General features: G+C 54.9%; 11 protein-coding genes and 2 pseudogenes. 1 reads left to right on the top strand and 12 read right to left on the bottom strand.

What is annotated here, in order from left to right; all coding sequences use genetic code 11:
• The first annotated feature begins 52 nt into the window (after positions 1-52).
• Positions 53-478, top strand: coding sequence for a 3TM-type holin (locus JCM17844_RS01535; protein WP_149999336.1), 426 nt, complete (start codon positions 53-55; stop codon positions 476-478).
• 59 nt (positions 479-537) lie between these two features.
• Here the strand turns inward: JCM17844_RS01535 and eno are convergent, their stop codons facing one another.
• The 12 genes and pseudogenes from eno to JCM17844_RS14065 form a co-directional block, all read right to left on the bottom strand.
• Entirely contained in the window at positions 538-1,815 is a 1,278-nt protein-coding gene (gene eno / locus JCM17844_RS01530) for a phosphopyruvate hydratase (RefSeq protein ID WP_149999335.1), read from the bottom strand.
• A gap of 95 nt (positions 1,816-1,910) precedes the next feature.
• On the bottom strand, positions 1,911-2,774 hold the full coding sequence (locus JCM17844_RS01525) for an NUDIX hydrolase (RefSeq protein ID WP_149999334.1): 864 nt from the start codon (positions 2,772-2,774) through the stop codon (positions 1,911-1,913).
• Between the two features lie 3 nt (positions 2,775-2,777).
• Positions 2,778-5,567, bottom strand: a complete 2,790-nt coding sequence (gene dnaE / locus JCM17844_RS01520; protein ID WP_210431140.1) for a DNA polymerase III subunit alpha — start codon at positions 5,565-5,567, stop codon at positions 2,778-2,780.
• Positions 5,564-6,307, bottom strand: a complete 744-nt coding sequence (locus JCM17844_RS14070) for a PHP domain-containing protein (protein ID WP_210431139.1) — start codon at positions 6,305-6,307, stop codon at positions 5,564-5,566. Before JCM17844_RS14070 ends, dnaE begins: the two co-directional genes overlap by 4 nt.
• A gap of 26 nt (positions 6,308-6,333) precedes the next feature.
• Positions 6,334-6,744, bottom strand: a complete 411-nt coding sequence (locus tag JCM17844_RS01515) for a DUF1761 domain-containing protein (protein ID WP_210431138.1) — start codon at positions 6,742-6,744, stop codon at positions 6,334-6,336.
• Between the two features lie 105 nt (positions 6,745-6,849).
• Positions 6,850-7,520, bottom strand: a pseudogene (locus JCM17844_RS01510) (ABC transporter ATP-binding protein).
• Complete coding sequence (locus JCM17844_RS01505; RefSeq protein ID WP_371864735.1) at positions 7,517-8,731, bottom strand: lipoprotein-releasing ABC transporter permease subunit; 1,215 nt, start codon at positions 8,729-8,731, stop codon at positions 7,517-7,519. Before JCM17844_RS01505 ends, JCM17844_RS01510 begins: the two are co-directional and overlap by 4 nt.
• A gap of 36 nt (positions 8,732-8,767) precedes the next feature.
• Positions 8,768-10,091: pseudogene (proS, locus tag JCM17844_RS01500) on the bottom strand (proline--tRNA ligase).
• A gap of 449 nt (positions 10,092-10,540) precedes the next feature.
• Positions 10,541-10,789 carry a DUF1467 family protein gene (locus JCM17844_RS01495; RefSeq protein ID WP_149999330.1) on the bottom strand — a complete coding sequence of 83 codons (249 nt, stop codon included), beginning with the start codon at positions 10,787-10,789 and terminating at the stop codon, positions 10,541-10,543.
• A 2-nt stretch (positions 10,790-10,791) separates the two neighbouring features.
• Positions 10,792-11,196 carry a methylmalonyl-CoA epimerase gene (gene mce / locus JCM17844_RS01490; RefSeq protein ID WP_149999329.1) on the bottom strand — a complete coding sequence of 135 codons (405 nt, stop codon included), beginning with the start codon at positions 11,194-11,196 and terminating at the stop codon, positions 10,792-10,794.
• 49 nt (positions 11,197-11,245) lie between these two features.
• Positions 11,246-12,718 carry a ribonuclease J gene (locus JCM17844_RS01485; RefSeq protein ID WP_210431136.1) on the bottom strand — a complete coding sequence of 491 codons (1,473 nt, stop codon included), beginning with the start codon at positions 12,716-12,718 and terminating at the stop codon, positions 11,246-11,248.
• A complete protein-coding gene (locus tag JCM17844_RS14065) occupies positions 12,703-12,924 on the bottom strand; it encodes a hypothetical protein (protein WP_210431135.1) in 222 nt (73 codons plus the stop codon). The genes JCM17844_RS01485 and JCM17844_RS14065 overlap by 16 nt, the downstream gene beginning before the upstream one ends.
• Positions 12,925-12,931 lie beyond the last annotated feature (7 nt).

The following is a 12,931-nucleotide window of genomic DNA, read 5'->3' as shown; positions in this document are numbered from 1 at the left end:
AAATTAAAAACATCCAGAAACCTCCACGAGCTTATAATCAGGAGAGTGCTTGATGGCTTTACCGGCTTTCGATGCCTTAACGGGGCTTGTGGACCGTGTTTTCGGGGTGGTGGACAGCCTTGTCACCGATAAAGATCAAGCCGCAAGGCTCAAGCACGAACTGCATATGACATTGTCGAAGCTCAATCTGGCACAGATAGCCGTCAATGCAGAAGAAGCCAAACACGCCTCTTTATTCGTTGCTGGCTGGCGGCCTTTTATCGGCTGGGTCTGCGGGGCGGCTTTGGCATGGCAATTTATCCTTGCCCCCGTCCTGCAATGGGGGCTGACATTGGCAGGGTTGGAACTGACCTATAGCCTGCCCCAAGTGGCCTCAGACAGATTGATGGAACTGGTTCTTGCCATGTTGGGCATGGCGGGCTTGCGAACCTATGAAAAACGCAGCGGCGTTTCCCGTGAAAAGGTGAAACGCCGTTAAACAAGCAGGCAAGGCAGCCCGTAAGCTGCCCTGCCTGATAAAGCTTTGGCGAAAACCTATCAGCGCTGCTTCAAAGCATGCCCCCCGGCATAATCGGCCGCCGCCCCCAGCTCTTCTTCAATGCGCATCAGTTGATTGTATTTAGCCAACCGATCGGACCGCGCCAATGACCCGGTTTTGATCTGGCCGCAATTGGTGGCCACCGCCAGATCGGCAATGGTGGAATCTTCTGTTTCGCCGGACCGGTGCGACATCACCGCCGTATAGCCAGCCCGGTGGGCCATATCCACAGCCGCCAGTGTTTCTGTCAACGTGCCGATCTGGTTCACTTTCACCAGAATGGAATTGCCGACACCTTCTTCGATACCCCGCGCAAGACGCGCTGGATTGGTGACGAACACATCATCCCCCACAAGCTGCACATTTTTGCCCAAAGCTTCGGTAAGCGCGGCCCAACCGGCCCAGTCATCTTCGGCCATGCCATCTTCAATGGAGACAATGGGATAGGAGTGTGCAAGTGTTTGCCAATAGGCCACAAGCTCTTCAGAATTGAGGGATTTTCCTTCACCAGCAAGGACATATTTGCCGTCCTTGAAGAATTCCGTCGAGGCCGCATCAAGGCCAAGAAGCACATCTTCGCCCGCTTTATATCCGGCCTCGCCAATGGCATCCATGATCACATCCAGCGCCTCGGTGGTGCTGCGGAGCGCCGGAGCAAAGCCGCCCTCATCACCAACAGACGTGGACAAACCCATGCCGCCCAGCTTTTTCTTCAGGGCATGGAACACTTCCGCTCCCATCCGCACGGCATCAGCCATGGTGGCAGCCGTTGCCGGCATGATCATGAATTCCTGCACGTCGATGGCATTGTCGGCATGTTCGCCCCCATTGATGATATTCATCATCGGAAACGGCAAAATCCGCGCGGATGGACCACCCAAATAGCGATAAAGCGGCTGCCCCAAACCATCGGCTGCGGCCTTGGCAACGGCCAGGCTGACCCCCAAAATGGCATTGGCACCCAAACGGCCTTTATTTTCCGTGCCGTCCAGATCGATCATGATCTGATCGATTTCCACTTGATGTTCCGCATCAAGGCCAGACAACGCTTCGAACAATTCGCCATTCACCTGATCGACGGCTTTCAACACGCCTTTGCCACCATAGCGGTCACCACCATCGCGCAGTTCCACCGCTTCATGGGCACCGGTTGAAGCCCCAGATGGAACGGCAGCCCGCCCAAACCCGCCATTATCAAGGATAACATCAACCTCGACCGTGGGATTGCCGCGTGAATCAAGGATTTCGCGGCCAATAATATCAAGAATGGCGCTCAAGACAGTTTCTCCCAAAAATGGTGGAAAATAGGAAAGATTATGCGTGTTATCCCTACTCTCAAGTGACAAATCCGGCAACCGTCTTGGCGTATTTTTCACAATTCCAGAGCAGATTTCGCCTCGTCAGACACCAAAGAGCGCTCGATGGGATAAAGATCATGCTGTGTGGCGATGGTAAGACCAAATCCCGCTTCTTCAGGGATTACCAATCGGCGCTTTCCCGTACCGACGATTTCCGGCGTCACAGTAATTATCGGCGTTTGCCGTGTTTGGCGCAAGGCATCCGCCACCGTATCCGCCCGCGCCAGCTTCATCAGATTAAGCCGGGTGGGAAACATCAAGGGTTGCACGCCAGCATCCCACGCCGCCAACAGATCGCACGGCCTGCGCCATTCCAGATGCAAATTTTCAATACCGTCTGACGAGGCTTTCTGATCATAAGGGGCGCGCGCCAGATAAAAACGCGTATCAAACCGCTTGGGTGAGAGTTCCGGTGTAATCCAATGGGCGAAAGGCATCAGATCCGCCAAAGGCAACCGCAAGCCGGCGATACGGATCAGGCTTTTAAAGGATAAGGCCCCTTGATGCAGGCGGCGGCGATAGCTGCGGGCCAGCCGTTGCCGCTGCTGCTCAGCCGGTAAACGGTTGCGCACCCCCGTTCGGGCACAAATCAGCCCCGTTTCTTCAAAAACTTCGCGGATAGCGGCCACCCGAAACGGCCAATCACGGGGCAAGCGTCGGCCTGTCCGTCCATTATGATCCGTTGCTTGCAGCAAGGCCGTTGATTTATCGGCGGCATCGACCCGCCCACCGGGAAACACCAACATACCGCTGGCAAAGGTCATGGCTCGGCTACGCTCCACCATCAAGACCTCTAGCCCCTGCCCCCCATCACGTATCAGCAACACCGAAGCGGCGGGTTCGGCGTTCACCGGCGTAAAGCCCTGCGGCCAAATCATCGCTCACTCCTCTTGCACCACATCTATCACCCCATCCAATGAGCCAATGGCCCCGGCAAGGGCAGGCGTGACCCGATATAGTCCCGGTAGATCCACTGTCGCTTCACAGCCATTGGCAAGCTGCATGATGATGCGGATCTGCCCACGCCCGCCTTTGTGCCGCTCTGTTTGCTGGGCAATGATTGGGGCGGCCTTGCCATTGCCCAGATAAATCTCCAGCCCGGCATCGGATTGCGCGGCCACCGTTTCCAAAGACATCATTCCTTTGGCCGACAGGCGGACCGCATCGTCATCGGGGCGCTGGCGCACCTCCACATCCAGAACGATAGGTTCACCCTTTTCCACCAAAAGCCGTGCGCTTTCCAAAGAATCCTCAAACACCATCACTTCAAACCCGCCCGAAGCATCGGACAAGCCAAACACTCCGAAGGGCCGGTTTTTCACCCGTGATTTGCGCTCGCCATAACTTTCGATCGCTCCGGCCATTTTCACCGTGGTGCCCACATAATCCGCGCCAGACGTCACTTCCGCCGCCGATTTCACACGAAAACGCCGCAACACAGTGGCATAGCCATCAAGGGGATGGGCCGACAGATAAAAACCAATGGCCGAAAGCTCGCGGGCCAATTGTTCGGAATCCTCCCAAGGTGGCCGCGATGGCAAGGGCGGGCGTTGATCCATCCCCGTGCCGCTTGCATCGCCAAACAGGCTTACCTGTTTGCTGTTGCGGGTTTGTGCCGTCATCTGGGAATGGCGCAACAGCATCTCGGCACAGGCAGACATGCGCGCGCGGTTCGGGTCCAGACGATCAAAAGCGCCGGCTGCGGCTAATTGCTCGATCTGACGGCGGTTGATCAAGCTGGGGTCCAGCCGCTCGGCAAAATCGAACACATCTTTAAAGGGGCCGTTTTCGCGGCGTTCCGATACAAGCTGTTCCATGGCCTTTTCGCCCACCCCCTTGATCGCCGCCAAAGCATAGCGAATGGCAAGGCCGGCACGCGGATCATCCGGCGATACCGGATCTGCATCCGGATCGGTGGGGGCTTTCTCTACCTGGAACACCACATCGGACGCGTTCACATCGGGCAATAAAAGCGAGATGCCCATTTTCGCCAATTCCTTTTTGAACATACCGAGTTTGTCGGTGTTGTTCATATCCAATGTCATGGATGCGGCCATGAATTCGACCGGGAAATTGGCTTTCAAATAGGCGGTGTGATAGGCCACCAGTGCATAAGCTGCGGCATGGGATTTATTGAACCCATAGCCCGCAAATTTCGCCAACAAATCAAAAATTTCATTGGCTTTGGCCTCGTCCACGCCGTTCTTCGCCGCACCGTCCACAAAGCGGGTGCGTTGGCGGTCCATCTCGTCGACCTGCTTTTTCCCCATGGCGCGGCGCAAGAGATCGGCTTCCCCAAGGCTATAGCCCGCCATCACCTGGGCGATCTGCATCACCTGTTCCTGATAAATGGCGATGCCGTAGGTTTCCTCCATGATATGGGCAATCATGGGATGGGGATATTCCACCGTCTCCTTGCCGTGCTTACGGCTGATATAGGTGGGGATGTTTTCCATGGGGCCAGGGCGGTAAAGCGCCACAATAGCGATGATATCTTCAAATTTATCCGGCTTCAGCCCCTTCAGCATGGCCCGCATGCCGGTGGATTCAAGCTGGAACACCCCTGCCGTATCCCCGCTGGACAACAGCTCGAAGGTTTTGGGATCATCCAATGGCACCGACGCCAGATCCACGGTGATGCCCCGCTCGGCAATATGATGAACCGCATAATCCAGCACAGTCAGGGTTTTAAGGCCAAGAAAGTCGAACTTCACCAGCCCAGCCTGTTCCACCCATTTCATATTGAACTGGGTTACCGGCATGGGGGAACGCGGATCACGGTATAAAGGCACCAATTGATCCAGTGGCCGGTCACCGATCACCACCCCCGCCGCATGGGTGGAAGCATGGCGATAAAGCCCTTCCAGCTTCAAGGCCCGATCAATAACCCCGGCGGTCAAAGGATCGTCACGGCGGGCCTCGCGCAGGCGCGGCTCTTCGGCAATGGCTTCGGCCAGTGTTTTGGGATCGGCGGGATTGCTGGGCACCAATTTGCACAGGCGATCCGTTACCGGATAGGGCTGCTGCATCACCCGCCCCACATCGCGCAATACCGCCCGCGCCTGCAGCTTTCCAAAAGTGATGATCTGGGCCACATGGTCAAAACCGTATTTGTCCTGAACATAGCGGATCACCTGTTCGCGCTTATCCTGACAAAAATCCACGTCGAAATCGGGCATGGACACACGTTCAGGATTGAGAAAGCGCTCGAACAGCAAAGAAAAGCGCAATGGGTCCAGATCGGTGATGCGCAAAGCCCATGCAACCAAAGACCCGGCACCGGAGCCACGGCCCGGCCCCACGGGAATACCGTGATCCTTTGCCCATTGAATAAAGTCCGAAACGATCAGGAAATAGCCGGGAAAGCCCATCTTGTTGATAATATCCAGCTCATAATCGAGCCGTTCAAAATATGGTTTGGCTTTTTCGGAACGGGCCGCTTCATCATCAGATGCCGCATAAACGGCACTCTCTAATCGCTCTAACAACCCCGCATGGGCCTGATCGCGCAGCATATCCGCTTCGGAAATATCGGCACCGGCGGCGAAATTCGGCAAAATCGGCGCCACTTTTTCCACTTTGAAAGCACAACGCTTTGCGATCACCAAAGTATTCTCGATGGCTTCGGGCAAATCGGAAAACCGGGCCACCATTTCCCGTGCCGATTTCAAGCATGATCCGGTGTGAGCCGACGGCGTTCACGGGTTTCCACATAGGTGCCTTCGGCAATGCACAATAAGGCATCATGGGCTTCATACATGGACGCATCGGGGAAAAAACACTGATTGGTGGCCACAAGGGGCAAATCCCGCTCATAAGCCAGATCGAGAAAAGCCGCTTCGGTTTGTGCCTCTTCCTCAAGCCCGTGGCGCTGGATTTCCATATATAACCGGCCGGGGAACAGGCTGGTCAGATCATCCAGCAGCGCCTTTGCCTTGTCCATCTGCCCATCGCGCAGCAAATGCCCCAACGGCCCCAAAGCACCACCAGTAAAGGCGATAATGCCTTCCGTGCGCCCATCTTCGCGCAAATCATCGATGGTGATATGCGCCGCTTCATGGCCATCGCTTTCCAGATGCGCCTTTGAAACCAACTTCATCAGATTGGCATAACCCACCGAATTCTGGGCCAGAAACACCAGGGCTTCAGGAGCCGGTTTGCGGCCAGAGCGCGGCAGAGCCAGATAAGGATTTTCGATCGGCAGCGTCACACCTACAATAGGCTGGATCCCTGCCCCCGCCAGTGTTTCGGAAAACTCCAAAGCACCGAACATATTGGCAGTGTCCGTCATGGCGACGGCAGGCATCTTGAGTTCAGCACACAGGCTGGCAAGGTGCTTTATGTGGATCGCACCTTCCGACAGCGAATACGCCGTGTGAACGCGCAAATGGACAAATTCAGCATGAGACATGAATGTGGCTTAGGCCATTTTGACGTTCATTTCCAGCCGCCGATCACCGCACCCATGATGACCATGGCTACCACGGGCATGCCTTCATTGATCGTGAACAGCCGCATAGAGCGATTTTCAAACACATAAACCGGCAAAGCAGCAGGGACGGAAATCATCAAGCTGATAAAAAGCCCCATCAATGCGCCTGTGAACCAATTGTCCACCCCGGCCCATTTGCTTAATAAAGCCAGCCCGAAAGCCAGCACAATGGCCGCAAGAAAAGCATATCCAAGGGCCGGAAGCATGCTGCGGTCTTCCAATTCATCGGGTTTAAAGCGGTTTTCCTGAGCCCAGCTTTTGCCAAAGGCCAATGGAGAATACCAAAGCCCCGCCATCCCCAGATAGACGATGGCCGCAATAACAATGGCAAGATAATTCAATTGAAACAGAATCATAAAGGCCGCTCCTCTCCAGAGACAAGACCGCATTATACCTGCTTTATGGTAGAATATAGAAGAAATAGAGAAAGGCACCGGCAAAAGCTGGACAGACGCCCGACTTTAAACCAGTTTCCCGCCCCGAATGGTCAAGGTGCGATCCATCCGTTCGGCAAGGCCGGGATTATGGGTGGCCACAAGAGCCGCCAGATTATGCTCGCGGGCCACATCCACCAGTTCGTTCATCACCCGTCCGGCCGTATCTTCATCCAGATTGCCTGTGGGCTCATCGGCCAACAAAACAGCGGGCCTGTTCGCCAAGGCCCGCGCAATGGCCACCCGTTGTTGCTCGCCCCCTGAAAGCTGTGCGGGGCGATGAGTCAAGCGATCGCCAAGGCCCAGCCGTTCCAGCAATTCCGACGCACGCATATTGGCCGCCTTGGGTCCCGATCCGGCGATGATCAACGGCATGGCAACATTTTCAATGGCGGAAAATTCCGGCAGCAAATGATGAAACTGATACACAAATCCCAAGGCATCAAGGCGCACACGGGTGCGGTTGCGTTCAGACGCATCGGCAAGGGATTGATCGGCGATATAAACCGCGCCGGAAGAAGGCCGCTCCAACAGCCCGGCAATATGCAGCAAGGTGGATTTCCCGGCCCCACTTTGGCCCATCAGACCAACAATCTCACCGGGGGCAACCTCAAGCTTACGCCGCGCACCACATCCAGAATGCGCGCCCCTTGCCGATAGGATTTCGACACAGATTCTATACGGATAGCGGCGCTCATTCGTACCTCAACACATCAACGGGATCGAGGCGGGCCGCGCGCAAGGAAGGCGGCAGCGTGGCAAGAAACGACAACACCAATGCCATCACAACGATCAACGCCACTTCAGACACATCAAGCACGGCGGGAATTTCCGACAAAAACCGCACTTCCGCATTCCACAAATCGGTGCCGGTCAGCGCTTCCAGCAGCGTTTTGATGCCCTGGATATTTTCGCAGAACAACACGCCCAAAAGCACCCCTAAAACCGTTCCCACAACGCCAACACTGGCACCGGAAATAATAAAAATACGCATGATCGAGCCTTGGCTGGCCCCCATCGTGCGCAAGATCGCCACATCGCGCGCCTTGTCTTTCACCAGCATGATCAGGCTGGAAATAATATTGAACGCCGCCACCACGATAATCAAAGTGAGGATCAAGAACATCACATTGCGTTCCACATCCAAAGCCGACACAAGGCTTTGATTGCTTTGCCGCCAACTTGTGACAAAGCCTGCCCCTCCCACAAGGTGATCAATGGCAGGCATATAGCTTTCCACATCTTCGGGATGCTCCACCATCACTTCGATATTGGTGACAGCATTCCCATAGCGGAAGAATGTTTGCGCTTCGGACAACGGCATACCGATAAACAGATTGTCGAAATCATAAATCCCGACATCCAATGTCGCCGCCACCTGAAAAGACACACCGCGCGGCAAAGAGCCAAAGGGCGTGGTCGTAAAGCTCGGCGCGATCAAGGTCACTTCGTCGCCCGCAGAAACACCCAGCCCACGGGCCAGGCGGTAGCCCATGACAATGGTGCGTTCATAGGCCAGCTCACCCAAAGAGCCGCTGCGCACCGTCATGCCTTCCAGCTTGTGGAAATCCAGATCCTCATCCGTCAGCCCGCGCACAAACGCTCCGGATGCCCGCCCGTCTTTGATGGCCATTACCTGCGCATGAATATAAGGCGAAGCCGATTTGACGCCGGGAACATCCAAAATGACCCCGGCCATCGGCCCGTAATCCCGCAAATTGCCATCATAGGCAGAGACGATCACATGGCCGTTAAATCCCAGCAGTTTTGCCACCAGTTCCTGCCGAAACCCATTCATCACCGACATCACGATGATCAAAGTGGCAACGCCCAGCATAATGCCAAGAAAAGAAAAAATCGCGATCAGGGAAATGAACCCGTCAGCACGACGGGCGCGTAAATAACGCATGGCAACAGACCATTCAAATCGTGAAAACACGCTGGCTTATCCCTTTCCGCCGGCCAGTTTGGCAAAGGCCGCATCGGGGGTCAGTTCTTCCCGTTCCCCTGTGGCACGGTTTTTCAATTCCACAATCCCCGCCTTCAATCCGCGCGGTCCCAGCATCAACTGCCAAGCAGCCCCACCAGATCCATTTTGGCAAATTTGGCACCGGCACGTTCGGATGTATCATCATAAAGCACATCCACCCCGGCCCGGCCCAGCTTTTCATAAAGATCATCACAGGCCGCCGTACAGTCGGCATCATGCTCCGCAAATTGATCAAGCCAACATGCCAAGGCGCCACATTTTCCGGCCAGATAATGCCATTATCATCATGGCTGGCTTCAATGATTGCCCCCACAAGCCGCGACACGCCAATGCCATAAGACCCCATATGAACGGGTATCTTCTCGCCGTCTGCGCCTTGCACGATGGCGTTCATGGGTTCGGAATATTTGGTGCCGAAATAGAAGATATGCCCCACTTCAATGCCACGGCCAGTGATCAGCTTATGACCTTCGGGAACCCCGTTTGCCGTGGGTTCGTGCATTTCCTCGGTGGCCGCATAGCGGCTGGTCCAATTATCAACGATAGGCTGCAAATCGCCGTCATAATCCGTATCGTCAGCCGGAATATCCAAGCTGTTGAAATCATGATCATAAAATACAGCGCTTTCCCCTGTGGGGGCCAAAACGATGAATTCATGGCTCAATTCGCCGCCAATGGGGCCGGTATCGGCGCGCATGGGAATGGCCCGCACCCCAAGCCGTGCAAACGTACGCAAATAGGCCACGAACATGCGGTTATAAGAACGCCGGGCCGCCTCTTCATCCAGATCGAAAGAATAATTGTCCTTCATCAGGAATTCACGCCCGCGCATCACGCCGAAACGGGGGCGGATCTCGTCACGGAATTTCCATTGGATCTGGTACAGGTTTTTCGGCAGGTCTTTGTAGCTTTTCACGCAATTACGGAAAATATCCGTCACCTGCTCCTCATGGGTGGGACCAAACAGCATTTCCCGCTCATGGCGATCCACCATGCGCAACATCTCCGGGCCATAGGCATCATAGCGCCCCGATTGTTTCCACAATTCGGCCTGCTGCACCGTGGGCATCAGAATTTCCTGTGCGCCCGCGCGATCTTGCTCCTCGCGCACGATGCGCTCCACATTGCGCAACACTTTCAGGCCCAAGGGCAACCAATTATAGATACCCGCTGCCGATTGCCGAACCATGCCACTGCGTAGCATCAACCGATGAGAAACAATCTGGGCATCAGCCGGTGTTTCTTTCATCACCGGCAGGAAAAGTTTGGAGAGGCGCATAACTGGCGGAACTTTCTAGCTGGACCGTAAACTTGAAACGGAAAAGGGATCGCGTGAATGACCGATACCGGCTTTTGATCCTTTTGCCAAATTGTTGCGCCAAAGCGCAAATGCAATCTTCAGCCCTTTCACGTAAGGAAACAGCAAATTTGTGGCAATTGCGCAACAGACCGGAGAAAGTTTCTTCATTTTGCCCTCAGAACGCTTCGGAGGCCGTGACAGAATGCCACCCGTTGCGTAGCATTCATTTCGTCGTTGTATGGGCTCGAAAAGAAGCTTTGATACGACCCAAGTTCAGGGAGGGGAAAACTCTGAATTATAATGATAAAATCGCATGAAGCGATTTGATTCCGGCTTTAAAAACCGGGTTTATTCAAGGGCAAGGCCTTATGCAGGTCTTGCCCTTTTTTCATGAAACTCATGGCAAAAATCAGGCTGGAAGCCGGCTTTTATCCATTGGAAATCCCGCTCCAATCCAATGTGATGGCCAGATAAAACACGCCCCACAAAAGTGCGGCAATCACCGATGTTGCCGCAACCTTACGCCAGATCATCGGCTTTATGGGGGCGCTTTCCGGCGTTCCGGGCACCACATCCTCGTTCGATTCTTCTTGAGACTGCACGCCCCACGGCAAGACCATGAAAAAAATCAGCCACCAAAGAACAAGATAGACCAGCAATCCGGTTACAATGCTCATGGTCAGACCTGCTCTATTTCAACAAGGGTTCCCATAAAGTCTTTGGGATGAAGGAACAAAACGGGCTTTCCATGGGCACCAATTTTCGGCTCTCCATCGCCCAAAACCCGCATGCCCTGCGCTTTCAGCTTGTCACGCGCCGCATGAATATCGTCCACCTCGTAACACAGATGATGGATACCGCCCGCAGCATTGCGCTCGAGAAATTTGGCAATGGGGCTGTTTGTGCCCAAAGGATAAAGCAATTCGATCTTGGTATTGGGCAGTTCCACAAACACCGTGGTAACCCCATGATCAGGCTGGTCCACCGCTTCGGACACCGTGGCGCCAAGCGTATCGCGGTACACCGAAACAGCCGCATCCAGATCCGGCACTGCGATGGCCACATGGTTAAGCCGTCCGATCATCGCTTTTCTCCCTTATTGCCAACATCTTGCCTTTTTGAATGACCAGGCCTCAGACCAGTTCGTCTTCGAACTGCACCACCCGCACATCCACTTGCGGATTCTTGCCGGTTTGCGTCCGAATCATCCGGCGCACGGCAATACGAATCGTTTCCGACAGGCGCTTTTCATCCATCTTGTCATTGCGTGAAAGGCGCGACATGTTTTTATCTATTTCCAGATGCAGGTCTTCTTCCAGCGTGCTGTCGCCTTCCATACCAGGAATGCCCTGAGCGATGATTTCCGCATCCCCAAGGGGGGCTCCGTCCTCATCAACCATCAGAACAACCGCCAAAAAACCGTTTTCCATCAATCGACGGCGGGCCTGCATTGACTCGCAAGCAACGGGAACCACCAGCTTGCCATCCAGAATCAAACGGCCACTGGGGGCCTGGTCCACAATCTCTACGGGGCCGGGAGCCAAACGGATGATGTCGCCATTTTTGGGAGCCAATGTTTGCTTCACGCCCAAAGACGCAGCAAAAGCCGCATGACGTTTCAAATGCCGCGCCTCGCCATGCACCGGAATGGCGATCTGCGGCTTGATCCATTCATACATGCGCTTCAGTTCCGGACGCCCCGGATGGCCCGATACATGAATATCCGCATCCCGCTCGGTGATAATATCCACATCCAAAAGCGCCAGCTTGTTCATCAAGCGCCCCAAAACCCGTTCATTGCCGGGAATGATCTTGGAGGAAAAAATCACCGTATCGCCGGATGCCAAGGACAAATGCCGATGGTCCCCCGCAGCAATACGCGCCAACGCCGCCCGCGGCTCCCCCTGCCCGCCGGTGCACAATAACAGCACCTTATTGCGGGGCAGATGTTTCGCCTCTTCTTCCGAGACGGTTTGCGGCCAATCGGGCAAATAGCCGGTTTTCCGGGCGGCATCCACAATCCGGTGCATGGAACGGCCCGCCAACACAATTTTCCGGCCATGGCGATTGGCCACTTCCGCCACGGTTTTCAGCCGTGCCGCATTGGATGCAAAGGTTGTGATGACCACGCGGCCCTCAAGCGTTCCCACCAAATCCAACAAGGCCTGTTTAACGGATTCTTCCGACCCCGACCGGCGGCTGTTAAACACATTGGTGCTGTCGCCGATCATGGCCAGAACACCCTCATCGCCCAGCTTGTCCAATTCTGCAGGCGATGATGGCACACCGATCTGCGGCTCATCATCCAGCTTCCAATCCCCGGTATGGAACACCACCCCATGCGGCGTTTCGATCTTCAGGCCATGCCCCTCAGGAATGGAATGGGCCAAGGGCACATAGGTGACACGAAAGCACCCGGCATCCAACGAGCCACCCACCGGCACCACATGCAGCGTCACCTCATCAAGAATCCCGGCTTCCGCCAGCTTTCCTTTTACAAGCTCTGCGGTGAACGGCGTGGCATAGATGGGACAGCGCAATTTCGACCATAAATAAGGCACAGCGCCAATATGGTCTTCATGGCCATGGGTCAAAACCAGCGCCACAAGATCATCACGGCGATCTTCGATAAAGCCGGATCGGGAAAAATCAGATCAATACCCGGCAGCCAATCATCGGCAAAGGTCATGCCGCAATCCACCATCAGCCATTGGCCCTTGCAGCCGAACAAATTCATATTCATGCCGATCTCGCCGGATCCGCCCAAGGGGCAAAACACCAGATCATCTGTTTTCATACCGTCGAATGTCATCGATAAA

The sequence above is a fragment of the Iodidimonas gelatinilytica genome (assembly GCF_008579125.1).
GTDB classification, from domain to species: domain Bacteria; phylum Pseudomonadota; class Alphaproteobacteria; order Sphingomonadales; family Rhodothalassiaceae; genus Iodidimonas; species Iodidimonas muriae.
The sequence above is the reverse complement of the archived record's forward strand: the minus strand, read 5'-3'. Positions and strand labels throughout refer to the sequence as shown.